Origin of the sequence: Krasilnikovia sp. MM14-A1259, assembly GCF_047159535.1 — a bacterium.
Classification (GTDB): Bacteria; Actinomycetota; Actinomycetes; order Mycobacteriales; family Micromonosporaceae; genus Actinoplanes.
Genome location: NZ_BAAGAJ010000002.1, coordinates 5,874,524 through 5,898,134, shown reverse-complemented (window position 1 = coordinate 5,898,134; position 23,611 = coordinate 5,874,524). Strand labels below are relative to the sequence as shown.

Below are 23,611 nucleotides of genomic sequence, written 5' to 3'. Positions count from 1 at the left end.
CGCACGCGCCTCACCGATCAGGCCCCGGTGGCCTTCGCGATGATCTCCTTCGCCACGTTGGCCGGGACCTCGGCGTAGGAGTCGAACTGCATGCTGTAGCTGGCCCGGCCCTGAGTCTTCGACCGGAGGTCGCCGACATAGCCGAACATTTCCGAGAGCGGCACCAGAGCCTTGACGAGGCGGGCGCCGGAGCGCTCCTCCATCGACTGGATGATCCCACGGCGGGAGTTGAGGTCGCCGATGACGTCGCCCATGTTGTCCTCGGGCGTCGTGACCTCGACCGACATCATCGGCTCGAGCAGCGCGGGGTCGGCCTTGCGGGCCGCCTCCTTCATCACCATCGAGCCGGCGATCTTGAACGCCATCTCGGACGAGTCGACCTCGTGGTACTGGCCGTCCAGCAGGGTCAGCTTGACACCGACCAGCGGGAAGCCGGCCAGCACGCCGTACTGCATGGCGTCCTGGGCGCCCGCGTCCACCGAGGGGATGAACTCCTTGGGGATGCGACCACCGGAGACCGCGTTGACGAACTCGTACGTCGGGCCGTCCGCCGACATCGGCAGCGGCTCCAGCTTGACGATGACCTTCGCGTACTGGCCCGAGCCACCGGTCTGCTTCTTGTGGACGTAGTCGAGCTTCTCCACGGTGCCGCGGATCGTCTCGCGGTACGCCACCTGCGGCTTACCGATGTTGGCCTCGACGTTGAACTCGCGCCGCATGCGGTCGACGAGGATGTCGAGGTGCAGCTCGCCCATGCCGGCGATGACCGTCTGGCCGGTCTCCTCGTCGTTCCAGACGCGGAACGTCGGGTCCTCCTCGGCGAGCCGCTGGATGGCGGTGCCGAGCTTCTCCTGGTCCGACTTGGTCTTCGGCTCGATCGCCACCTGGATGACCGGCTCCGGGAACGTCATCGACTCGAGGATGACCGGGTTCGCCGGGTCGCTGAGGGTGTCACCGGTGGTGGTCTGCTTCAGGCCCTGGACGGCGATGATGTCGCCGGCCTGCGCCGTGGGACGCTCCTCACGCTTGTTCGCGTGCATCTGGTAGATCTTGCCGATCCGCTCCTTGCGGTCCTTGGTGGAGTTGACCACTTGGGAACCGGACTCGAGCGTGCCGGAGTAGACCCGGACGTAGGTGAGCTTGCCGAGGTGCTTGTCCGTCTGGATCTTGAAGGCCAGCGCGGCGAACGGCTCGTCGTTCGACGGCTTGCGCAGGATCGGCGTCTCGCCGTCCGTCGCGGTGCCGTCGATGGCCGGGACGTCCAGCGGCGACGGCAGGTACGCAACCACGGCATCGAGCATGGGCTGCACGCCCTTGTTCTTGAACGCCGAACCGCACAGCACCGGGTTCGCCTTGCTGGCGATCGTCGCGCGCCGGATCGCGGCCACGATCTCGTCCTGGGAGACCTCTTCGCCCTCGAGGTACTTCTCCATGACGGCGTCGTCGACGTCGGCCAGGGTCTCGATCAGCTTGTCGCGCCACTCGTTCGCGGAGTCGACGAGGTCGGCCGGGATCTCCTCGACCGCGTAGTCCTCGCCCTTCTGGGTCTCACCGCGCCAGGTGAGCGCGCGCATGCCGACCAGGTCGACGACGCCGATGTGGTCGCCCTCGAGGCCGATCGGGATCTGCAGCACCAGCGGGGTGGCGTTCAGCCGGTCGATCATCATCTGGACACAGCGGAAGAAGTCCGCGCCGGTCCGGTCGAGCTTGTTGACGAAGCACATGCGCGGGACGTGGTACTTGTCCGCCTGCCGCCACACGTTCTCGGTCTGCGGCTCCACGCCGGCCACACCGTCGTACACCGCGACCGCGCCGTCCAGAACACGCAGCGACCGCTCGACCTCGACCGTGAAGTCGACGTGGCCGGGCGTGTCGATGATCTGGATCGTGTGTCCCTTCCACTCGCACTTGGTGGCGGCGGAGGTGATGGTGATGCCGCGTTCCTGTTCCTGCTCCATCCAGTCCATGACGGCCGCGCCCTCGTGGACTTCACCGATCTTGTACGTGATACCGGTGTAGAACAGGATCCGCTCGGTCGTCGTGGTCTTACCAGCGTCGATGTGCGCCATGATGCCGATGTTGCGTACCTTGGCGAGCGCGTCTGCGGCGGCCACTTCAATCCCTACTTTTCTACGTCGTCGTCTCGTGGACCGGTACGACTGCTACGCCGGCCCGGCGGGAACCGGGCCGGCTGCGCTTCGTTACCAGCGGTAGTGCGCGAAGGCCTTGTTGGACTCCGCCATCTTGTGCGTGTCCTCGCGCCGCTTGACCGCGGCACCGAGCCCGTTGCTGGCGTCGAGCAGCTCGTTCTGGAGGCGCTCGATCATGGTCTTCTCACGGCGGGCCTTGGAGTACTGGACCAGCCAACGCAGACCCAGGGTCGTCTGCCGGGGGGTGCGAACCTCGACCGGCACCTGGTAGGTCGCGCCACCGACGCGGCGGCTGCGGACCTCGAGGGTCGGCTTCACGTTGTCCATCGCACGCTTGAGGGTGACCACCGGGTCGGTGCCGGTCTTCTCCCGGCAGCCCTCCAGTGCGCCGTACACGATGCGCTCGGCGAGCTGACGCTTGCCGCCGATGAGGATCTTGTTGACGAGCTGCGTTACCAGCGGCGAGTTGTACACCGGGTCCGGAACGACCGGGTGGCGCGGCGCGGGGCCTTTACGCGGCATGTCAGCTCTTCTCCTTCTTCGCGCCGTAGCGGCTGCGAGCCTGCTTGCGGTTGCGGACACCCTGGGTGTCCAGCGAACCGCGGACGATCTTGTAGCGGACGCCGGGCAGGTCCTTCACACGGCCGCCGCGCACGAGCACGATCGAGTGCTCCTGCAGGTTGTGACCGACGCCCGGGATGTACGCCGTGACCTCGATCTGGCTGCTGAGCTTCACACGAGCAACCTTGCGCAGCGCAGAGTTGGGCTTCTTGGGGGTAGTGGTGTACACGCGCGTGCACACGCCGCGCCGCTGAGGACTTCCCTTCAGCGCCGGCGTCTTGGTCTTGCTCGTCTTCGCCTGGCGGCCCTTGCGGACCAGCTGCTGGATCGTGGGCACCGGGTTTCTCCGCTCCCTTCGGCCGCTTTGTTGCGGCCGCACCGTCTTCTCGTACTGCCTGTGTGTGCCGAGCGGTGGCCCGCCCGGCACCCGCGGTCGGGCGTGTCGTCCGGCTCACGGTCCCGCCGCGCGATGCACAGCGGGTCTTGTCTTTGTCAGGGCTCGACGCCCATCGTGCTGCTGCCCCGTCGCACTAACCGACTCGGGCGCACGCACGAGTTGCCCGGGCAAGCCCAGGCACGAGGGGAAAGAGTACCCATCGCAGGCACGCAGGTCAAAACGAGGCGCCTTACCGGCCCGACATCACGCTGTGATCAGCATGAACTCGGTCCTCATGAAGACCTGACCCCACGACGGACATCTCCGCGCACCAAGTGTACCGGGTGCCCAGACACGGCATGGGCGCAGTGCCCGAACCCGGGTGGGCGGCGGTCACGAGAACTGCAGCATCAGTGTCAACGCCAGCGCCACCAGGGCCAGCCCAGCGCCGACTCCCCCGCACGAGATACCCGCGATGGCGCGGCCACGGCCGGTGAACCGGGCCCGGCCGGAGACCCCGGACCGGCGGATCTGTCGCAGGCCCGCCAGCCCCACCCCGATCGCACCGCCCCCCGCCATTACGGCGAGCACGGTGAACGCGCCACCGACCCAGCCGCCCCAGCCTTCGGTCGCCCCGGACAGCCCGAAACAGAACACGAGCAGCGACACCAGGATGGAGGCGATGCCGGCGATCAGTGCGCCGGTCGCCAGCCCGGAGGCGATCGGGGCGACGGCGTACTGCACCAGGCCGAACTCGGTGCCCGCCACGGGATCGACCCGGGCCGGGCGCCAGCGCTCACCGGGCGCGGGCGGAAGCGGGTACGCCGAGGGCTGCCCGTAGTACCGGCCACCGGCGGGTGGCTGCCCAGGAACGACGGACGGGAAAGGGACGGTATGGGTCGGCGGCGGCGCGTCGAACTGCCCGCCCGACCACGTACCCGGTGGCTGCGTCACCCCCCGAGCATGTCACCCGTCCGTGAAGTGCCGCAGCCCGGCCACGCGGGGACGATGACCGGGCCCGCCTCAGTCCGTATGGGAGTCGAAGTCCGGGCCGGCCGGCCCCGCGAGGTGCAGCAGCCCGGCGATGGCCGCGATCACCAGCGTCGCCGTGGCCAACACGATCCCGGCCCAGGCCAGCACGCGGCCACGACGCACCCACCGGCCACCGGTCAGGTAACCGCCGGCCGCGTAGGCCTGGCGCTCCGCCTGCCGGGCCAGCAGCAGCGCAATCGTGGCAGGGATCACGCCGCCGATGAATGCCCCGCTGAGCAGTGCCGCCAGGCCGAGCACGAACACCGCCCGGGCCTTGGTGGAGGCCACGGGCTCCGGGTCCATCGGGTGTCGCGTCGGGACTCCGGCGGGAAGGGTCACCAGGCCATCATAGGAACGCCGAAGGGGCGGCCGCGCATCGCGCGACCGCCCCCGGCGTACAAGCCGGAACTGCTAGCGGTACGACCCGAAGTCGAAGTCGTCCAGCGGCACAGCCTGCCCGCTGGCCGGCCCGAACCCGTAGTCGGTCTCCGGGTACCCGGTCATCGAGTACACCTTGGCCTTGGCCTCCTCGGTGGGCTCGACCCGGATGTTGCGGTACTTGCTGATGCCCGTACCGGCCGGGATGAGCTTGCCGATGATGACGTTCTCCTTGAGGCCGACGAGCGAGTCGCTGCGCGAGTTGATCGCCGCGTCGGTCAGCACGCGGGTGGTCTCCTGGAAGGAGGCCGCCGAGAGCCAGGAGTCGGTGGCCAGCGAGGCCTTGGTGATACCCATCAGTACGGGGCGACCGGCGGCGGGCTCGCCACCCTCGCCGACGAGCCGGCGGTTCTCCGACTCGAACAGCGCCCGGTCGACCAGCACACCCGGCAGGAACTCGGTCGCGCCGGAGTCGATGACCGTCACCCGCTTCAGCATCTGGCGGATGATGATCTCGATGTGTTTGTCGTGGATGAGCACACCCTGCGAGCGGTAGACCTCCTGGACCTCCTGGGTCAGGTGGACCTGGACCGCCCGCGGACCCATGATCCGCAGCAGCTCGTGCGGGTCGATGGTGCCCTCGGTGAGCTTCTCGCCGACCTCGACGTGGTCCCCGTCGTGCGCCCGCAGCTTCACGCGCTTCGAGATCTTGTCGTACACGATCTCGTCGCTGCCGTCGTCCGGGATCACGACGATCTTCCGCGAGCGCTCGCCGTCCTCGATGCGGATGCGGCCCGGGGTGTCGGCGATGGGCGCCTTGCCCTTGGGCACTCGGGCCTCGAAGATCTCCTGCACACGCGGCAGACCCTGGGTGATGTCCTCACCCGCGACACCACCGGTGTGGAAGGTACGCATCGTCAGCTGCGTACCCGGCTCACCGATGGACTGGGCCGCGATGATGCCGACTGCCTCGCCGATGTCGACCGACTTGCCGGTCGGCAGCGAACGGCCGTAGCAGGCTGCGCAGACGCCCAGCTTGGACTCACAGGTCAGCACGCTGCGCACCCGCACGTTCTCGACGCCCGCCGCAACCAGCTTGTCGACCAGGATCGAGTTGAGGTCCTCACCACGCTCGACCACGACGTTGCCATTGGCGTCCGTCATGGTGTCGGCGATCGTCCGGGCGTGCACGCCGGTCTCGGCGTGCACGTGCACGACAAGCCCACCGTCCACCCGGTCCGCCACCTGCATCGGGATGGCGCGGTCGGTGCCGCAGTCCTCCTCGCGGATGATGACGTCCTGAGAGACGTCCACCAGACGCCGGGTCAGGTAACCCGAGTCGGCGGTCCGCAGCGCGGTGTCGGCCAGACCCTTACGGGCGCCGTGCGTGGAGATGAAGTACTCCAGCACGGTCAGACCTTCGCGGTACGACGAGGTGATCGGCCTCGGGATGATCTCGCCCTTGGGGTTGGCCACCAGACCACGGATCGCGGCGATCTGCCGGAGCTGGAGCAGGTTACCGCGAGCGCCGGAGTTGATCATCACCCAGAGCGGGTTCTCCTGCGGCAGCGCGGTTTCCATCTCCTTGGAGATCTCGTTGGTCGCCTTGGTCCAGATCTCGATCAGCTCGCCGCGGCGCTCCTCGGCGGTCATCAGACCACGCTGGTACTGCTTGTCGATCCGGTCCGCCTCCACCTGGTAGCGGCTCAGGATCTCCGGCTTGCGCGGGGGGCCGATGACGTCGCCCATGCCGATCGTCACACCGGACCAGGTGGCCCAGTGGAAGCCGGCCTCCTTGAGCGCGTCCAGGGTGGCCGCCAGGGCCACCTTCGGGAAGCGCTCGGCGAGGTCGTTGACGATCGCCGACAGCTGACCCTTGCGGATCTCGTAGTTGACGTACCGGTACCCCGGCGGCAGCGTCTCGTTGAAGATCACCCGACCGAGGGTGGTCTCCACCAGCACCGAGTCGCCCGACGTCCAGTCCTCCGGCGCCGACCACGGCTCGGCCTTGGCGCCGTTGTCCACGCCGACGACCTCGCGGAGCCGGATCTTCACCGGCGCCTGCAGGTGCAGCTCGCCGTTGTCGAACGCCATCCGCGCCTCGGCGTCGGAGGAGAACACCCGGCCCTCACCCTTCGCGCCCGGCGTCAGGTGGGTCAGGTGGTACAGGCCGATGACCATGTCCTGGGTGGGCATGGTGACCGGCTTGCCGTCGGCCGGCTTGAGGATGTTGTTCGACGACAGCATGAGGATGCGGGCCTCGGCCTGCGCCTCGGCCGACAGCGGCACGTGCACCGCCATCTGGTCACCGTCGAAGTCCGCGTTGAACGCGGTGCAGACCAGCGGGTGGATCTGGATCGCCTTGCCCTCGACCAGCTGCGGCTCGAAGGCCTGGATGCCGAGGCGGTGCAGGGTCGGCGCGCGGTTCAGCAGCACGGGGTGCTCGCTGATGACCTCCTCCAGGACGTCCCACACGACGGGACGCTGCCGCTCGACCATCCGCTTGGCGGACTTGATGTTCTGCGCGTGGTTGAGATCCACCAGGCGCTTCATCACGAACGGCTTGAACAGCTCCAGCGCCATCTGCTTCGGCAGGCCACACTGGTGCAGCTTGAGCCGGGGGCCGACGACGATGACGGAACGGCCGGAGTAGTCGACGCGCTTGCCCAGCAGGTTCTGCCGGAACCGGCCCTGCTTGCCCTTGAGCATGTCGGACAGCGACTTCAGCGGACGGTTACCCGGGCCGGTGACCGGCCGGCCACGGCGGCCGTTGTCGAACAGCGCGTCGACGGCCTCCTGCAGCATCCGCTTTTCGTTGTTGACGATGATCTCGGGCGCGCCCAGGTCGATCAGGCGCTTGAGCCGGTTGTTGCGGTTGATCACCCGGCGGTACAGGTCGTTCAGGTCGCTGGTGGCGAACCGGCCACCGTCGAGCTGCACCATCGGGCGCAGGTCCGGCGGGATGACCGGGACGCAGTCCAGCACCATGCCCAGCGGCGAGTTGCGCGTGTTCAGGAACGCCGCGACCACCTTGAGCCGCTTGAGCGCCCGGATCTTGCGCTGCCCCTTGCCCGTACGGATGATCTCGCGAAGGTTCTCCGCCTCGGCGTCGAGGTCCATGGCCTCCAGCAGCGCCTTGATCGCCTCGGCGCCCATGCCGCCGGTGAAGTACTCACCGAAACGGTCGCGCAGTTCGCGGTAGAGCAGCTCATCCGTGACCAGCTGCTTCGAGTCGAGCTTGCGGAAGGTGTCGAGCACCTCGTCGAGGCGGTCGATCTCGCGCTGCGCCTTGTCGCGGATCTGGCGCATCTCGCGCTCGCCAGCCTCCTTGACCTTGCGACGCACGTCTGCCTTCGCGCCCTCGGCCTCCAGCTCGGCCAGGTCCTGCTCCAGCTTGGCGGCCCGCTTCTCGATCTCGGAGTCGCGGCTGTTCTCCGCCTGCCGCTTCTCGGCGAAGATCTCGTTCTCGATCGTGGACATGTCGCGGTGACGCGCGTCGGCGTCCACGCTCGTGATCACGTACGAGGCGAAGTAGATGATCTTCTCGAGGTCCTTGGGGGCCAGGTCGAGCAGGTAGCCCAGCCGGCTCGGCACACCCTTGAAGTACCAGATGTGCGTGACCGACGCGGCCAGCTCGATGTGGCCCATGCGCTCACGGCGAACCTTGGACCGGGTCACCTCGACGCCGCAGCGCTCACAGATGATGCCCTTGAACCGTACGCGCTTGTACTTGCCGCAATAGCACTCCCAGTCCCGCTGCGGACCGAAGATCTTCTCGCAGAAGAGTCCGTCCTTCTCGGGCTTGAGAGTGCGGTAGTTGATCGTCTCGGGCTTCTTGACCTCACCGTGCGACCACTGCCGGATGTCGTCAGCGGTAGCAAGGCCGATGCGCAACTCGTCGAAGAAGTTGACGTCGAGCACTTGGACTATCCCTCGTGTTTCGTTGCTCGGATAAATTCCAGGCCGGCGGGGGCGTCCCCGGCTCGCTCAGCGGGCCGGGGACGCTCTCCGTCAGATCTCTTCGACGCTGCTGACGCCCTCGTTGGGGCGCCGGGACAGGTCGATGCCGAGTTCCTCCGCGGCCCGGAAGACCTCGTCGTCGGTCTCACGCATCTCCAGAGCCACACCGTCGCTGGAAAGCACCTCAACATTGAGGCACAGCGACTGCAGCTCCTTGAGCAGCACCTTGAACGACTCGGGGATTCCCGGCTCCGGGATGTTCTCGCCCTTGACGATGGCCTCGTACACCTTCACGCGGCCGAGCACGTCGTCGGACTTGATGGTCAGCAGCTCCTGCAGGGCGTACGCCGCCCCGTAGGCCTGCATCGCCCAGCACTCCATCTCACCGAACCGCTGGCCACCGAACTGGGCCTTACCGCCCAGCGGCTGCTGCGTGATCATGGAGTACGGACCGGTCGACCTTGCGTGGATCTTGTCGTCGACCAGGTGGTTCAGCTTCAGGATGTAGACGTACCCGACCGAGATCGGGTCCGGCAGCGGCTCGCCGGAGCGGCCGTCGAAGAGCTGCGCCTTGCCGTCGCCGTTGACCAGCCGCTGACCGTCGCGGTTGACCAGCGTCGACTCGAGCAGGCCCTTGATCTCCTCCTCGCGGGCACCGTCGAAGACCGGGGTCGCCACGTTCGAGTCGGCCGGCGACTCGTGCGCGTCGATCGCCCGCAGCTGGCGCTTCCAGTCCGCGTCCTCGCCGTCGACCGACCAACCGGTCTTGGCGATCCACCCGAGGTGGGTCTCCAGGACCTGACCGATGTTCATCCGGCTCGGCACGCCGAGCGGGTTGAGCACGATGTCGACCGGGGTGCCGTCCTCCAGGAACGGCATGTCCTCGACCGGCAGGATCTTCGAGATGACGCCCTTGTTGCCGTGGCGGCCGGCGAGCTTGTCACCGTCCTGGATCTTGCGCTTCTGGGCCACGTACACCCGGACCAGCTCGTTGACGCCCGGCGGCAACTCGTCGCCGTCCTCGCGGGAGAACGTGCGGACGCCGATCACCGTGCCGGTCTCGCCGTGTGGCACCTTCAGCGAGGTGTCCCGGACCTCCCGGGCCTTCTCACCGAAGATCGCGCGCAGCAGCCGCTCCTCCGGGGTCAGCTCGGTCTCGCCCTTGGGCGTGACCTTGCCGACCAGGATGTCGCCGGGCACGACCTCGGCGCCGATCCGGATGATGCCGCGCTCGTCCAGGTCCGCGAGCATTTCCTCGCTGACGTTGGGGATGTCGCGGGTGATCTCCTCCGGGCCGAGCTTGGTGTCGCGAGCGTCGACCTCGTGCTCCTCGATGTGGATCGAGGTGAGGACGTCCTGCTGCACGAGGCGCTGCGACAGGATGATCGCGTCCTCGTAGTTGTGGCCCTCCCAGCACATGAACGCGACGAGCAGGTTGCGGCCCAGAGCCATCTCCCCGTCGTCGGTGCACGGGCCGTCCGCGATGACCTGACCGGCCTCGACCCGGTCACCCTCGAACACCACGGGCTTCTGGTTGACGCAGGAGCCGGCGTTGCTGCGACGGAACTTGTGCAGCAGGTACGTACGCCGGTGGCCGTCGTCCTGATGGACGGTCACGTAGTCGGCGCACAGGTCCTCGACAACGCCGCCGACCTCGGCGACGACCACGTCACCGGCGTCGACCGCGGCGCGGTACTCCATGCCGGTGCCGACCAGCGGCGACTCGGCCCGCACCAGCGGCACGGCCTGGCGCTGCATGTTCGCGCCCATGAGGGCACGGTTGGCGTCGTCGTGCTCGAGGAACGGGATCATCGCGGTGGCGACCGAGGTCATCTGCCGCGGCGACACGTCCATGTAGTCGACCTCCGTGCCGGGCACGTAGTCGACCTCACCGCCCTTCCGGCGGACCAGGACGCGGTCCTCGGCGAAGGTGCCGTCGCTGGAGAGCGGGGCGTTGGCCTGCGCCTTGATGAACCGGTCTTCCTCGTCGGCGGTCAGGTAGTCGACCTGGTCGGTGACCCGGCCGTTCTCCACCCGCCGGTACGGCGTCTCGATGAAGCCGAACGGGTTGACCCGCGCGAACGTCGAGAGCGCCCCGATCAGACCGATGTTCGGGCCTTCGGGGGTCTCGATCGGACACATCCGGCCGTAGTGGGACGGGTGCACGTCACGAACCTCGAAGCCGGCCCGCTCCCGGGACAGACCGCCTGGGCCGAGCGCGCTCAGCCGGCGCCGGTGGGTCAGACCCGCCAGCGGGTTGGTCTGGTCCATGAACTGCGACAGCTGCGACGTACCGAAGAACTCCTTGATCGCCGCCACCACCGGGCGAATGTTGATCAGGGTCTGCGGCGTGATCGCCTCGACGTCCTGGGTCGTCATGCGCTCACGCACGACGCGCTCCATCCGGGACAGGCCGACGCGGACCTGGTTCTGGATGAGCTCGCCGACCGTGCGCAGGCGACGGTTGCCGAAGTGGTCGATGTCGTCGGCCTCGTAGCCCTCCTCGCCCGCGTGCAGGCGGCAGAGGTACTCGACCGTGGTGACGATGTCTTCCTCGGTCAGCGTCCCCTGGTGAATCGGGACGTCGATCTCGAGCTTCTTGTTGAACTTGTACCGGCCGACCTTGGCGACGTCATACCGCTTCGGGTTGAAGAAGAGGTTGTCGAGCAGGGTCTGCGCGTTCTCCCGCGTCGGCGGCTCACCCGGGCGCAGCTTGCGGTAAATGTCCAGCAGGGCCTCGTCCTGCCCCGCGATGTGGTCCTTCTCCAGCGTGGTCATGAGCAGCTCGGACCAGCCGAAGCGCTCACGGATCTGGTCCGCCGACCAGCCGATCGCCTTGAGCAGGACGGTGACGGCCTGGCGACGCTTACGGTCGATCCGGACACCGACGGTGTCGCGCTTGTCGATGTCGAACTCCAGCCAGGCACCCCGACTCGGGATGACCTTGACGCTGGTGAGGTCGCGGTCGGAGGTCTTGTCCGGCTCCTTGGTGAAGTACACACCCGGCGAGCGGACGAGCTGACTCACGACGACCCGCTCGGTGCCGTTGATGACGAACGTCCCCTTGGGGGTCATCATCGGGAAGTCACCCATGAACACGGTCTGGCTCTTGATCTCGCCAGTGGTGTTGTTGGTGAACTCGGCGGTCACGAACAGCGGGGCGCAGTAGGTCAGATCCTTCTCTTTGCACTCCTCGATCGAGGCCTTGACCTCGTCGAATCGTGGAGACGAGAAGGACAGCGACATTGTGCCGGAGAAGTCCTCAATGGGACTGATCTCTTCGAGGATCTCTGCGAGGCCCGAGTGGGCGTGCGGGTCGTCCGCCGAGCGAGCCTGCCAAGCCTCGTTCCCGACCAGCCAGTCGAAGGACTCCGTCTGGATGGCGAGGAGGTTGGGAACCTCAAGTTGCTCGGTGATCCTGCCGAACGAGATGCGGCGGGGAGCGTATGCGCTCGACGTACGACTGGTCTTCGCAGGGCGGGAAGCTGCCAAGATGCGTCCTTCCGAGGACCGGTGCTGCTGATGCGGCTGAGCTGCGGTATGCAACTGTCTGCGTGCACTCCAATGGACCCCCCAGGAATTATCCGGATGGATATCCTGGCAGGACGCAAGACAGAAGGCAGCGCAAACTAGCAGTGTAGCCGCTCGGCTAACCGCTGTCCAGCCCTCGCCGAGGGGCGCTACGGAGCGCGTCCCCGCGGCCTCCAGCCGGCGCCTCCGGGGGCCGGTGCCGCTGTGCGGGGCCGCTCGAAACGCGGCGTCTCCCTCGTGCCGTCCGCGGGTCCCGTTCGTCTCGGTGTAACCCACAGGCGGGCTGTCGCAAGCGCGGAAACTTGCTGATGTCAGCGTGCCTGCCAGCGGACACACAGTCAAGGGTCTCGGCGCCGTGCCGTCGCCCGGCGGACTCGGCACAGCGACAATAACGCACGCCCGGTACGGGTTGGCCGCATTTGTCGGTCAACAAACCGACTGGCCATCGCATTAGTTCTGACCTGCATATTTGCGCCAAAAAAGAACGGAGGTGGTGGCCCGTTCGGGCCTCCACCTCCGCCTTACGGAGCGTTAGCTCACTTGAGCGTGACCTTGGCGCCTTCGCCCTCGAGCTTGGCCTTGGCAGCCTCGGCCTTCTCCTTGTTGACACCCTCGAGGATCGCCTTGGGGGCACCCTCGACCGCGTCCTTGGCCTCCTTGAGGCCCAGGCCGGTCAGCTCACGCACGACCTTGATGACCTGGATCTTCTTGCCGCCGTCGCTCTCCAGAACGACGTCGAAGGAGTCCTTCTCGGCCTCGGCCTCGGCCGCGCCGCCACCGGCGGCCGGAGCAGCCGCCATGGCCACCGGAGCGGCCGCGGTGACCTCGAAGGTCTCCTCGAACTGCTTCACGAACTCCGAGAGCTCGATCAGCGTCATCTCCTTGAACGCGTCGAGCAGCTCCGCGGTGCTGAGCTTCGCCATGTCTGGCGTCCTTTCCTTGTTTCTGAAAATGAAAAGTCAACTCCGCGCAGGGCTTCAGCCCTCTGCGGAACCCTCTGCGCTCTTCTTGTCCTGCAGAGCCGCGGCCAGACGGGCCACCTGCGACAGCGGAGCCTGGAACAGGCCCGCAGCCTTGGTGAGGTTGCCCTTCATGGCACCGGCCAGCTTGGCCAGCAGCACCTCGCGGGACTCGAGGTCGGCGATCTTGTTGACCTCGGCGGCCGTGATGGCCTTGCCCTCGAAGACGCCGCCCTTGATGACCATGGCCGGGTGAGCCTTGGCGAAGGCCCGCAGGCCCTTCGCAGCCTCGACCGGGTCACCAGCGACGAAGGCGAGCGCGGTAGGACCGGTGAACAGCGCGTCGAGGCCCTCGATGCCCGCTTCGGTCGCCGCCCGCTTCGCGAGCGTGTTCTTCGACACGGAGTACGTGGTCTCCTTGCCGAGCGAACGCCGCAGCTCGGTGAGCTGAGCGACCGTGAGACCGCGGTACTCGGTCAACACGGCAGCCTTCGAGTTCCGGAACTGGTCCGTCAGTTCGGCAACGGCAGTGGCCTTGTCGGCCCGGACCGGCTTGTCCGCCATGTCCCTCCTCTCTCCTTGCTCGAGCCGCCGGCACGATCCGGGCCCGAACACGAGAAACGCCCCGGCGCAGGCGAGCGCACGGGGCGGGCATTGACGGCCAGGCACGGTCTCGCAGGACCGCGACTCACAGACGATGATCGCGAACCGTTCTCCCCTGCGCGGGCCGCCCGCGTGTTGCGGGACCTTAGGCTGCGATCTCCATCGGGATGGGGACCACGGCGACCGGCGGTCTGTGGGTGGAACTTCGAGTAGTGAGACTACGCGGCGCCGCCTCCGAAGCCAAATCCGCCCCTCCGACGCGAAAGCCCCCGGGGAGATCCCGGGGGCTTTCGGCAGGTCGCGGCGGGTCGTCAGACCTCGGCGCCCTCACGCAGGTTCTTCACCACGTTCGGGTCGATCTGGATGCCCGGGCCCATGGTGGTGGTGACGGTGACCTTCTTCAGGTACTTGCCCTTGGCCGCGGACGGCTTGGCGCGCAGCACCTCGTCGAGCACCGCGGCGTAGTTGTCCACCAGCTGGTCGGCCGAGAAGGACGCCTTGCCGATGATCAGATGCAGGTTCGAGTGCTTGTCGACCCGGAACGTGATCTTGCCGCCCTTGATGTCGGAGACCGCCTTGGCGACGTCCATCGTCACGGTGCCGGTCTTCGGGTTCGGCATCAGGCCACGGGGGCCGAGGATGCGGGCGATCCGACCGATCTTGGCCATCTGGTCGGGCGTGGCGATCGCCGCGTCGAAGTCCAGCCATCCGCCCTGGATGCGGGCGACCAATTCGTCCGTGCCGACCTCGTCTGCACCGGCCGCCACGGCCTCCTCGGCCTTCGGGCCCTGGGCGAAGACGATCACGCGCGCGGTCTTGCCCGTACCGTGGGGCAGGTTGACCGTGCCGCGGACCATCTGGTCCGCCTTGCGCGGGTCCACACCGAGGCGCATCGCGACCTCGACCGTGGCATCGAACTTCGTCGGGCTCGAATCCTTCGCCAGCTTGATGGCGTCGGCGGGCTCGTAGAGCTTGGTGGCGTCGATGAGCTCGGCCGCCTTGCGGTAGCCCTTGCTGCGCTGCATGTTCTTTTGACTCCTGTGGTAGATGGCGGAGCGCGCGGATCGCGCCCCTCCCACGACGGTGCGGATACTCAGATCTTGGTGACCTGGTTGAAGTTCAGCTCGACCGGGGTCTCCCGGCCGAAGATGGACACCAGGACCTTCAGCTTCTGCTGATCCGCGTTGATCTCACTGATCGAGGCCGGCAGCGACGCGAACGCGCCGTCGGTCACCGTGACCGAGTCGCCCACCTCGAAGTCCAGCACCCGAACCTCGGGCTTGGCCTTCTTCTCTTCGGCCTCGACCGCCGGGGCGAGCCACTTCAGCACCTCGTCGAGGGACAGCGGCGCCGGGCGGTCGACCCTGTCCGTCGAACCGACGAAACCGGTCACACCGGGCGTGTTGCGCACGCACGAGTACGACTCCGGGGTCAGATCCATCCGGACCAGGATGTAGCCGGGGAAGACCTTGTTCTGCACCTGGAGGCGCTTGCCGTTCTTGACCTCGACCTCTTCGCGGGTCGGCACCTCGACCTGGAAGATGAAGTCCTCCATGTCGAGGCTCGTGATCCGGGTCTCGAGGTTGGTCTTGACCTTGTTCTCGTAGCCGGCGTACGAATGCACCACATACCAGTCGCCGGGCGCGTACCGCAGCTTCTGCCGCAGCTCGGCCACGGGGTCGTAGTCGTCGTCCGCCTCCGGGGCGGCAGTCTCCACGGTGCCGGCGGCCTCGACCGACTCGTCGGTAGCCGCCGTGGCCACCGAGGACTGCTCGTCGGCGGTCTCGTCGTACTCAGGCACGCTCGCTCACTTCCGTAATGTCAGCTGCTCTTGCCGCCGAAGGCGAACAGGACCGCCTTGGCGAACCCGAAGTCCAGCACGGCCACGATCGTCGTCATGATGGCGACGAATGCGATGACGACACCGGTATAGGTCAGCAGTTCCTTACGCGTCGGCCAGATGACCTTACGTAGTTCGCCGACGACCTCGCGGAAGAACCCACCGATCCGGCCGAAGATCCCGACCCGGCCCTCTTTCTTGGCCTTGGGGCTCTCAGCGCTCGCCTTGCGCTCCCGGACGGCCGTGCCGCCACGGCTCACCGGCTCGTCATCCGCAACGACGTCGTCCTCGACGCCCGTGTCGTCGATCGCCGCGTCGTCGGGCCCGTCGTTGTCGGGGCGGTCGCCTACGGCGTCGTCACCGGGTCGCTTCCTCTCGGCCACTTCGCCCTCTTCCCGTCGTCGGTGGATGTCGCGTCAGCGCCTGGTGCGCGCTGGGCTCGTGCCGGCCGCCCGCGCCGGGCGGACCGCCGCCGGCGGTCCGGCGCGACGCGCCGGCAGCCACGCCGATCGGTTGCGCAGGGGTGACAGGACTTGAACCTGCAGCCTGCGGTTTTGGAGACCGCTGCTCTGCCAATTGAGCTACACCCCTGTGCGGGTCCTGCACGTTTCGCCCACGAGAGATGCCGCACACGAAAGACAGGGTTCAGTTACCCCACGGCGCACCAGTGTACGGGTACGCCGATCGGAATCCCAACTCGCCCTCCCCTGCACCGGGCGGGCGAACCCGGTCACCGCTTCCGGATCGTGGCCTTGGCCAGGGCGAGAACCTTCTCCCCCTGGCAGGTCGCGGTCAGGTCGAGGCGGGTCAGCCCGTCGTCCGTAACCTCCTTCACGACGGCGGACACCTCGACCTCGGTGCCCTCGTCCGTGTCAGGGACCGGCACGGGCCGGGAGAACCGCACACTGAACTCCACCACCGCGTCCGCCGCGCCGGCCCAGGCGGTCACGGCACGGCCGGCCAGAGCCATGGTGAACATGCCGTGCGCGATCACCCCCGGCAGCCCGACACTCGTGGCGACCCGGTCGCTCCAGTGGATCTCGTTGAAGTCGCCGGAGGCCCCCGCATACCGCACCAGGTCGGCGCGGGTCACCCGGAACCGCTGCACCGGCAGCACGTCGCCGCTCATGCCCGGCCTCCCACTCGCATGCGCTCGCGGCCCTCGCTGCGCTCGGTGCACTCGCTCATGCGTGATCCTCGCCGCGCTGGACGAGCTTGGACCACGCCGTGACGACCGGCTCCCCGGCCTCGGTGGTGACATCGGTGCGCGTCGTCAGGAAGTCGTGCCCGGCCCGGGTGGTGATCTCCTCGATCGTGTTGACGCAGACCAGCGCGTCACCGGCCACGACCGGACGGGTGTAGGCGAATCGCTGGTCGCCGTGCACCACACGGCTGTAGTCGAGGCCGAGCTCCGGGTCGGTGACGATCTGACGGCTCGCCGCCATGGTCACCACCACGGGGAAGGTGGGCGGCGCCACCACGTCGGGGTAGCCCTTGGCCTGGGCCGCCTCGGGGTCGTGATACTCCGGATCGAGGGCGCCGATCGCGGACGCGAACTCACGGATCTTTTCTCGGCCCACCAGGTAGGGCGGGGTCGGCGGGAAACTGCGGCCGACGAAGGACTGGTCCAGGGGCATGGGCCGAACCTACCCTGCCATCCCGCACAAAGCAGGCGTGGCGGCGACCGTCACGGTCGCCGCCACGCCGAAAAATCAAGTACGTCAGATCAGCGCGTCTCGCGGTGCAGGGTGTGCCGGCCGTCCCGGGGGCAGAACTTCTTGAGCTCGATGCGGTCCGGGTCGTTGCGCCGGTTCTTGCGGGTGATGTAGTTCCGCTCCTTGCACTCCGTACACGCCAGGGTGATCTTCGGACGGACGTCGGTCGCCTTGGCCACGGCGGGGTGCCTTCCTGCTCACAGGGGTTGCTAACGGCATGCCAGCGTAGTCGGTCCCCACGCGGACATGCAAAACGGACGCCCACGAGCGTCTTATCTTGTGCGGCATCCGGGACGGATCCCGGATGAGTAGCGGTGGCCGGACTTGAACCGGCGACACAGCGATTATGAGCCGCTTGCTCTGCCAACTGAGCTACACCGCCGAGCCGAGCCGAGTCCAGCTCTGTGGCGGAAACGAACCCGGTTGGAGCCCCCTTACGGAATCGAACCGTAGACCTTCTCCTTACCATGGAGACGCTCTGCCGACTGAGCTAAGGGGGCGCGCGATCTCTCGCTTGATGCGCACGGGTAAGAGTACACGGCCGCTCAGCGGAGGTGAAATCGGATCCCCCGCCCGCGCCGGATGTCGGCGTCCGTGCCGGGTCAGATCACCGCACGCAGGCGCCGGACCTCGCCGGTCGGGGTCGACTCGGGCTCCGTCTGGGCACTGAACCACGCCTCCAGGCGTTCGTACGGCAGGGGGCGGCTGAACAGGTAGCCCTGGCCGATCTCGCAGCCCATCTCCTCCAGCAGCTCCAGGGTCAGCTCGCTCTCGACCCCCTCGGCCACGACGGTGAGCCCGAACTCGCGGGACAGGCTGATCACAGCACGGACGATCGCGAGATCACCGGAATCGGTCGCCATGCCCTGCACGAAGCTGTCGTCGATCTTCACCTCCTGCACCGGCAACTGGCGCAGGTACGACAGCGACGACGCACCCGTGCCGAAGTCGTCGACGGCCAGGCGAACCCCGAGGTCGCGCAGCCGGTACAGGGTCGGCAGGGCGCGCTCGATCTCGCCCAGCATCCCCGGCTCGGAGATCTCGAAGGTGACCTGCGCGGCCGGGACGCGGAACTCCTTGAGCAGGCGGTGCACCAGCTCCGGGAACCGGATGTCGAGCAGCGTGCGCACGGAGAGGTTCACCGCGATGGACAGCGGACGGTCGGCGTCGGCCCAGGCGCGGCACCGGCGCAGGCCCATGGTCAGCACCACCTCGGTGAGCCGGTGCAGCTGGCCGGTGTGCTCGGCGACCGCGATGAAGTCCTCCGGGGCCACCTCGCCGTGCGCCGGGTGCTGCCAGCGGGCCAGGCACTCCACCCCGACCAGATGCCGGTCGGCCAGCCTGACCTTGGGCTGGAAGTAAACGTCCAGCTCGTCGTTGTCCAGGGCGCGGCGCAGGTCGGCGGCGAGGCCGAGGCGGCGCACCGCCCGGGACTCCAGCGCGGGATGGAACAGCTGCACCCCGTACGGAAGCATCTTGGCCGCGTTGGCAGCCAGCTCGGCCCGCCGCAGCAGCGCCTCGGGGTCGTCGCCGTGGTCGGGCTGGACGGCGACGCCGGCGGCGGTGTCGACGTTGAGGGTGAGCGAGCCGACGACCAGCGGGCCGCGCAGTTGCTCCCGCATCTCGGTGGCCAGCCGCACGGTCGCCTCGGTGCTCTCGGCGCGCAGCGTGACGACGAACTCGTCCCCGCCGATGCGACCGACCAGCGCGCCCGGCCCCGCGATACCGCGCAGCCGTGCGGCCACCTCGGCGAGGAGCTTGTCGCCGGCGGAGTGGCCCATCGACTCGTTGACCTCGCGCAGGCCGTCCACGTCGAACAGCAGCACCGCGACCACCTCGCCGGGAGCGCGGACCTGCACCGACTCGGCGAGCGCGTCGGTGACGCGGCGGCGGTTCGGCAATGAGGTGAGCCGGTCGTGGTACGCGTCGTACCGCAGCCGCTCGACCAGCCGCGAATTCTCCACGGCGACCGCGGCGTGCGCGGCGATGGTCTCCAGCACCTGCACGTCGGCAGCCCGGAACGTCAGCGTGTCGCCCAGCCGGTTGACCACCTCCAACGAGCCGACCGTGGTCTGCCCGGAGCGCAGCGGCACCACGATGACGTCCTTCGCGCCGACCTCGCGCAGCGTGTGACGCAGGTCGGCGGTTTCGTCGAACTCCGCGCCGATCGCGATCGCGTGCTGGCCCGCGAGCGCCCGCTCACGGACCGCGAGCGGCGTCGGGGAGATGTCGAGCAGGCCCTTGTCGTCGACGCGGGCGGTGAGCAGCACCTCCGGGTGCCGGCCCTGGGCGGGCAACCAGAGCGTGGCGTACTCGCAGCGCATCAGCCGGCGCACCCGGCCGAGCAGCACGTCGGGCAGGCCGCCGTCGTTGCTGTGCTCGCGGACGGCGAGCGTCAACTCGTAGACGTCGGCGAGCGTACGGTGCTGGCGGAAGAAGCCCGCGAACGAGCGGAACAGCAACACCACGGCCCCGACGAGGACACCCAGCAGGATGGCCGCCCACGGGGTGGCGTCCAGGGCCACCAGGAAGACCAGGCCGATGGCGATGTTGATGGACGCCGTACCGATGGCCGCAGGGGCCGACCGCAGGGCTTCCTGGCCTGCCCGCGGACCTTGCAGCATCATCATGACGCTGCCCACCGCGGCGTGGGCGACGACGGCACTGGTGATGCCGGCGGCGACGAGGATGCCCCAGGTGCCGGGGCCGGCGCCGCGCAGAGTCGGCAGCGCGGCCACGACCAGCAGCGCGGCCGAGGTGGAGGCGCCGGACTTGGCGACGTTGAACCACAGCTTCGTCGGTTCCATCCGCGCCCGGAGCTGGGTGACGATCGTGCCCACGGTGACGACGGTGAGGACCATCATCGGCGGCAGGAAGCAGATCGCCAGGACGAGTGGGATCTCGGTGAGTACGACGTAGGTGTTCTGGCGCCGGATCAGAACGTTGAGAACGGCGACCGCGGCGACGATGACGCCCGCGAGGGCGGCGAGCCCACCGAGCCAGTGCTCATACCACCGGGGGTCGGCGATCCAGAAGATGACTGCGCAAACGACCGCGAATGCCGCGAGCGGCACCGTGATGAACCACGCGAATTCTGGCGAACGCCGCGGCGACGGCCGACGCCCGGTCATGGCGCTCCCCGATCACTCGTTCCGGCGCGAAATGCGCCCGGTGGGCGCGGCGGGAGTCAGCCCCAGACGGTGTCGCCCAGCAGGTGCTGGGTGGTGGCCGTGGTGGTTGATCCCCCGGCCCCGTGCTCGGTGGCCACGGTCGCGGCGCCGGCGCCGCCGAGCAGCGCGGCGAGCACGAAAACCAAGCCGGCGAGGCGGCTCAGCTTCCTTGCAGACATGTTGTGCTCCTATTGAGAAATCTCGCATCCAGTGGGGGGTTCCATGATGGTGCCACACCCCTTGTCCGTCGGGCAGTGTCCACGGGCCCCTCGAAGCCGCACATCCCAAAATCCTGGCTGAACGGCTGAGTTACATACGCATTCGCACCACGCAAAATTGGCAGCTTTAGGTCGGATTTAATAGGAGAAGTGAGACCATTTTGGCCAAGGCCGTCAAGAAACCTTGACGTCAAGCTGGCCTGACGCAAGACTGGCTACATGACCTCACCCGACGAGCTGGAGCTCCGGCACACGCTCGCGACCGCCACCGCCCGATACGACGAGCTCCGCATGCGCGATGCGCTCGCCGCGATGGCCGAGGACGGCGACACGCCACCACTGACCCGCGAGGAATCGCTGGAACTCCTCGCGCTCAGCGAGGTGATCATGCGCAAGGCCGGCTACGGGCGCCAGCCGATGATCCGCTCGGCGCGCGCGGGCGGCGCCTCCTGGACGCAGATCGGAACGGCTCTGGGCAGCAGCAAACAGGCTGCCTGGGAGGCGCACAACCGCTGGATCGAGGATCAGGCGCGTCAGCACCAGACCACCGGATACCAGGGATTTGACCCCGCTGAGGAGGACGAGGCGCGCGGCCTCGCCGGGCGGAGACCGGACTAGATACCTATTCCCCCGTCGCGGCCGGCCGGCCCGGGTCGCTGCTGTACTGCGACCACGAACCGGGATACAGCCGCCCCGGGCCCAGACCGGCGTACTCCAGAGCCAGCAGGTTGTGGCAGGCCGTCACGCCCGATCCGCAGTACGAGATCGTGTCGGCGCCGGCACCCACCGCGGAGAACCGGGCACGCAGCTCTTCCACCGGCCGGAAACGACCGTCCGGCGAGAGATTGTCGCGGCACGGCAGGTTGCGTGCCCCAGGGATGTGCCCCGGCCGTGGATCGACCGGCTCCACCTCACCGCGGAACCGCGCGGGATCACGGGCGTCCAGCACCACGGCGGACGAGCCCGTCGCGGCGTCGATGCCGGCAAGCCGGTCCACCGGCCACGCGCGCACGGTGAAGTCGGCGCGCGGCCGACTCGGCTCGTCACTGGTCAGCTCACCGTCGTACGCCGCGATCCCGCCATCGAGCAACGCCGCGTCGCGGCCGGTGGCGCGCAGCATCCACACCAGCCGGGCTGCGACCACGCCGCCCGCGTCGTCGTACCCGATCACGACGTCGGAATCGCCGATGCCGAGCGCGGCCATGCCCTCCGCGAACACCGCCGGATCCGGCAGCGGATGCCGGCCCTCGGCCGGCGACGCGGGACCAGCCAGCCAGCGATCCAGGTCGACGAAGACCGCGCCCGGCAGGTGGCCGGCCTCGTAGGCCGCGCGGCCGGACCGGCCGTCCAGATACCAGCGCACGTCCGCCAGGACGACCCGCGGGCCCGCCGCACGCAACCAGGCCAGGTCGACAACCGGCTCGATCAATGCCCCTCCCCCTGCTCGTCGTCCGGCGAACGCCGGCGCGGGCGATACCGCACAACGGCGACCGCGACCAGCGTCACGGCCACCCCCGCGCTGATCCACGACGCGGCAAAGCCCGGCAGATACAGCCCGACGACGAGAATCAGCAACGCCAGCCCGAACAGCAGATGGTAGAGCCCCGCAGCGCGCACGTCCCGGAACGTGCGGGCCGTGGCGGCGGGCATGCGGCCGGTCGCCAGCATCCCCGCACCCATTGCCGCGAGGCCCGCCCCGACCACCACACCGATGCCGACCGTCCAGCCGCTGACACTCATGACGTCAGTCTGCGGGCGGGAGCAGGCACCCACCGGTGGATCCGCGGTTCCTGCGCCTGCCCCTACCCGGAAATCGTGTACCGGATTGATCAAGCGAATGCGCTGCGGCTTCATCAGTGAATCCGCCGACCTGCGCTCTCGGCAGCGCAAACATCAGACAATTGCCGTTGCGGAACGACGAGCCCGTCAGAACGCTGAAACCGGCGACGAGGCCCGCTCCCGGCGAGCCAGAGTCCGCAGCACCGGCAAAGTGCCATGGCGCCGACGCGATATCCGCGCCAGAGTCTTGATCACCATGTCATCAGCCTCGTCGCCGAATTCCGGTGTCGGCAGTTCCAGGCTGACCGCAAGGTCGTCGGCGTGCACGACGAGTTCGACGAGGCGGGTCAACAGACACTCGTGCAACGTCAGCACGTATCGCCCGAACATCAGGACCGGCCGGTCCCCGTCGAGGTCGGCGAGGCGCTGGGCCAGACGGGCGCGGGCTGCGTCATACCGGTCGGCCAGGTCCAAAGGGCCGTTGGCGGCGTCCTGCTCACCGCGTTCCCGGATGAGTCGGTGGACCGTGGCCTGGGGATCGTCGGCGTCGGGTCCGCCGGCCGTGCGGAAATAGGACACCGCGTCGAGCGTCGGCGGCTCTGTGATCGCGTCGGCGTCGAGATACCGCTCGACGTTGAAGACCGCCCTGGCGAGGTGCCCGGCCAGGCCACTGATGCGGAACTCCGTGAGGGCACTCGGCTCGGCCCATCGGGTCGCCAACTCGGGAGCGCGCAGCAACGGAGCAACCGCGGCGGCGGAATCGAGGAATATCTTGGTCGTCACCGAGCCCAGGCTAGCCAGACGCGGCTCTGCAGTCCTGGCCGTTCGACGTTCGCCCCTGGTTCAGGACGGCGCTTGAGGTAACGAGTGGAATCGGCGGCCGACATGCCGGTTGCCTCCACGATGGCCGACAACCTGTCCAAAGGGAGGCGAAGCCGAACAGACCTTCCCGGGGCAGCTCCACGGCGTGTGAGACGGGATGCCCGGCAGGACCAAACCGGCGGTGGACGCGACGATCGGGCGGTGAAGTGCGGTGATGATCGCGTGCTGTCGGGAGCTGTTCGCCTCGACGCAAGAACGACCGCGTACGTACCTGCTCAAGTCGAACTTCGCCGATGTTGCTGCGTTCGGTGATGGTTGCAACGTCGGCAGCAGGGTGCCCTGCTGACGGGCTTCCGGGAGTGGCTGGCGACTCGCTCGGGATGCGACGACAACCTGTACTGGTGGGCGCTGGTAGCGAGGTTGACGGAGCCACAGGGATCGAAGGAGCTGGAGAGCTCGATGCCGACCCTGGCGAGAAGCTCGAAGCCGGTGTGGATTGCCGAGTCCGGAGCGTCTG

General features: G+C 68.2%; 21 protein-coding genes and 3 tRNA genes. 1 reads left to right on the top strand and 23 read right to left on the bottom strand.

The window, feature by feature from the left end:
• Positions 1-17: 17 nt before the first annotated feature.
• The 20 genes from fusA to ACMCNK_RS26625 form a co-directional block, all read right to left on the bottom strand.
• Positions 18-2,114: an elongation factor G gene (gene fusA, locus ACMCNK_RS26720; protein ID WP_412739111.1), complete on the bottom strand. Its 2,097-nt coding sequence runs from the start codon at positions 2,112-2,114 to the stop codon at positions 18-20.
• Positions 2,115-2,201: 87 nt separating this feature from the next.
• On the bottom strand, positions 2,202-2,672 hold the full coding sequence (rpsG, locus tag ACMCNK_RS26715) for a 30S ribosomal protein S7 (protein WP_412739110.1): 471 nt from the start codon (positions 2,670-2,672) through the stop codon (positions 2,202-2,204).
• A 1-nt stretch (position 2,673) separates the two neighbouring features.
• Positions 2,674-3,048 (bottom strand): 30S ribosomal protein S12, encoded by a 375-nt coding sequence (rpsL, locus tag ACMCNK_RS26710; RefSeq protein ID WP_014440718.1) that lies wholly within the window; start codon positions 3,046-3,048, stop codon positions 2,674-2,676.
• 432 nt (positions 3,049-3,480) lie between these two features.
• Complete coding sequence (locus ACMCNK_RS26705; protein WP_412739109.1) at positions 3,481-4,041, bottom strand: hypothetical protein; 561 nt, start codon at positions 4,039-4,041, stop codon at positions 3,481-3,483.
• A gap of 69 nt (positions 4,042-4,110) precedes the next feature.
• Positions 4,111-4,422, bottom strand: coding sequence for a hypothetical protein (locus tag ACMCNK_RS26700; RefSeq protein ID WP_412741001.1), 312 nt, complete (start codon positions 4,420-4,422; stop codon positions 4,111-4,113).
• 108 nt (positions 4,423-4,530) lie between these two features.
• Positions 4,531-8,418 carry a DNA-directed RNA polymerase subunit beta' gene (locus ACMCNK_RS26695; protein ID WP_412739108.1) on the bottom strand — a complete coding sequence of 1,296 codons (3,888 nt, stop codon included), beginning with the start codon at positions 8,416-8,418 and terminating at the stop codon, positions 4,531-4,533.
• Between the two features lie 90 nt (positions 8,419-8,508).
• Positions 8,509-11,949 (bottom strand): DNA-directed RNA polymerase subunit beta, encoded by a 3,441-nt coding sequence (locus tag ACMCNK_RS26690; protein ID WP_412739107.1) that lies wholly within the window; start codon positions 11,947-11,949, stop codon positions 8,509-8,511.
• A 575-nt stretch (positions 11,950-12,524) separates the two neighbouring features.
• Positions 12,525-12,911: a 50S ribosomal protein L7/L12 gene (gene rplL / locus ACMCNK_RS26685; RefSeq protein WP_412739106.1), complete on the bottom strand. Its 387-nt coding sequence runs from the start codon at positions 12,909-12,911 to the stop codon at positions 12,525-12,527.
• Between the two features lie 54 nt (positions 12,912-12,965).
• Positions 12,966-13,511, bottom strand: coding sequence for a 50S ribosomal protein L10 (rplJ, locus tag ACMCNK_RS26680; RefSeq protein ID WP_412739105.1), 546 nt, complete (start codon positions 13,509-13,511; stop codon positions 12,966-12,968).
• Between the two features lie 350 nt (positions 13,512-13,861).
• Positions 13,862-14,575, bottom strand: a complete 714-nt coding sequence (rplA, locus tag ACMCNK_RS26675; protein WP_412739104.1) for a 50S ribosomal protein L1 — start codon at positions 14,573-14,575, stop codon at positions 13,862-13,864.
• A 68-nt stretch (positions 14,576-14,643) separates the two neighbouring features.
• Positions 14,644-15,351 carry a transcription termination/antitermination protein NusG gene (gene nusG, locus ACMCNK_RS26670; protein WP_130510622.1) on the bottom strand — a complete coding sequence of 236 codons (708 nt, stop codon included), beginning with the start codon at positions 15,349-15,351 and terminating at the stop codon, positions 14,644-14,646.
• A gap of 20 nt (positions 15,352-15,371) precedes the next feature.
• Positions 15,372-15,773: a preprotein translocase subunit SecE gene (gene secE / locus ACMCNK_RS26665; RefSeq protein WP_412739103.1), complete on the bottom strand. Its 402-nt coding sequence runs from the start codon at positions 15,771-15,773 to the stop codon at positions 15,372-15,374.
• 135 nt (positions 15,774-15,908) lie between these two features.
• Positions 15,909-15,981, bottom strand: a tRNA-Trp gene (locus tag ACMCNK_RS26660).
• A gap of 139 nt (positions 15,982-16,120) precedes the next feature.
• The gene (locus ACMCNK_RS26655) at positions 16,121-16,519 is read right to left on the bottom strand and encodes a MaoC/PaaZ C-terminal domain-containing protein (protein ID WP_412739102.1); all 399 of its coding nucleotides are present in this window, start codon (positions 16,517-16,519) and stop codon (positions 16,121-16,123) included.
• Between the two features lie 55 nt (positions 16,520-16,574).
• Positions 16,575-17,027: a MaoC family dehydratase N-terminal domain-containing protein gene (locus ACMCNK_RS26650; RefSeq protein WP_412739101.1), complete on the bottom strand. Its 453-nt coding sequence runs from the start codon at positions 17,025-17,027 to the stop codon at positions 16,575-16,577.
• Positions 17,028-17,116: 89 nt separating this feature from the next.
• Positions 17,117-17,284, bottom strand: a complete 168-nt coding sequence (gene rpmG, locus ACMCNK_RS26645) for a 50S ribosomal protein L33 (protein WP_015618978.1) — start codon at positions 17,282-17,284, stop codon at positions 17,117-17,119.
• 130 nt (positions 17,285-17,414) lie between these two features.
• Positions 17,415-17,487 (bottom strand) — tRNA-Met (locus ACMCNK_RS26640).
• Between the two features lie 42 nt (positions 17,488-17,529).
• Positions 17,530-17,605 (bottom strand) — tRNA-Thr (locus ACMCNK_RS26635).
• A 102-nt stretch (positions 17,606-17,707) separates the two neighbouring features.
• The gene (locus ACMCNK_RS26630; RefSeq protein ID WP_412739100.1) at positions 17,708-20,236 is read right to left on the bottom strand and encodes a putative bifunctional diguanylate cyclase/phosphodiesterase; all 2,529 of its coding nucleotides are present in this window, start codon (positions 20,234-20,236) and stop codon (positions 17,708-17,710) included.
• Positions 20,237-20,292: 56 nt separating this feature from the next.
• Positions 20,293-20,454 (bottom strand): hypothetical protein, encoded by a 162-nt coding sequence (locus ACMCNK_RS26625; RefSeq protein WP_412739099.1) that lies wholly within the window; start codon positions 20,452-20,454, stop codon positions 20,293-20,295.
• Positions 20,455-20,712: 258 nt separating this feature from the next.
• Here ACMCNK_RS26625 and ACMCNK_RS26620 point away from each other — a divergent pair, with 258 nt between their 5' ends.
• Entirely contained in the window at positions 20,713-21,111 is a 399-nt protein-coding gene (locus tag ACMCNK_RS26620; RefSeq protein ID WP_412739098.1) for a hypothetical protein, read from the top strand.
• Between the two features lie 4 nt (positions 21,112-21,115).
• Here the strand turns inward: ACMCNK_RS26620 and ACMCNK_RS26615 are convergent, their stop codons facing one another.
• From ACMCNK_RS26615 to ACMCNK_RS26605, 3 genes are all read right to left on the bottom strand, one after another.
• Positions 21,116-21,922, bottom strand: coding sequence for a sulfurtransferase (locus ACMCNK_RS26615; protein WP_412739097.1), 807 nt, complete (start codon positions 21,920-21,922; stop codon positions 21,116-21,118).
• A complete protein-coding gene (locus tag ACMCNK_RS26610; RefSeq protein WP_412739096.1) occupies positions 21,919-22,233 on the bottom strand; it encodes a hypothetical protein in 315 nt (104 codons plus the stop codon). Before ACMCNK_RS26610 ends, ACMCNK_RS26615 begins: the two co-directional genes overlap by 4 nt.
• Before the next feature lie 186 nt (positions 22,234-22,419).
• On the bottom strand, positions 22,420-23,055 hold the full coding sequence (locus tag ACMCNK_RS26605; RefSeq protein ID WP_412739095.1) for a maleylpyruvate isomerase N-terminal domain-containing protein: 636 nt from the start codon (positions 23,053-23,055) through the stop codon (positions 22,420-22,422).
• Positions 23,056-23,611 lie beyond the last annotated feature (556 nt).

Coding starts and splice junctions, on each gene's coding strand:
- rpsG (WP_412739110.1), bottom strand. CDS start 2,672: ATGCCGCGTAAAGGCCCCGCGCCGCGCCACCCGGTCGTTCCGGACCCG.
- ACMCNK_RS26700 (WP_412741001.1), bottom strand. CDS start 4,422: ATGGACCCGGAGCCCGTGGCCTCCACCAAGGCCCGGGCGGTGTTCGTG.
- rplL (WP_412739106.1), bottom strand. CDS start 12,911: ATGGCGAAGCTCAGCACCGCGGAGCTGCTCGACGCGTTCAAGGAGATG.
- rplJ (WP_412739105.1), bottom strand. CDS start 13,511: ATGGCGGACAAGCCGGTCCGGGCCGACAAGGCCACTGCCGTTGCCGAA.
- rplA (WP_412739104.1), bottom strand. CDS start 14,575: ATGCAGCGCAGCAAGGGCTACCGCAAGGCGGCCGAGCTCATCGACGCC.
- ACMCNK_RS26655 (WP_412739102.1), bottom strand. CDS start 16,519: ATGAGCGGCGACGTGCTGCCGGTGCAGCGGTTCCGGGTGACCCGCGCC.
- ACMCNK_RS26650 (WP_412739101.1), bottom strand. CDS start 17,027: ATGCCCCTGGACCAGTCCTTCGTCGGCCGCAGTTTCCCGCCGACCCCG.
- ACMCNK_RS26630 (WP_412739100.1), bottom strand. CDS start 20,236: ATGACCGGGCGTCGGCCGTCGCCGCGGCGTTCGCCAGAATTCGCGTGG.
- ACMCNK_RS26625 (WP_412739099.1), bottom strand. CDS start 20,454: ATGTCTGCAAGGAAGCTGAGCCGCCTCGCCGGCTTGGTTTTCGTGCTC.
- ACMCNK_RS26620 (WP_412739098.1), top strand. CDS start 20,713: ATGACCTCACCCGACGAGCTGGAGCTCCGGCACACGCTCGCGACCGCC.
- ACMCNK_RS26610 (WP_412739096.1), bottom strand. CDS start 22,233: ATGAGTGTCAGCGGCTGGACGGTCGGCATCGGTGTGGTGGTCGGGGCG.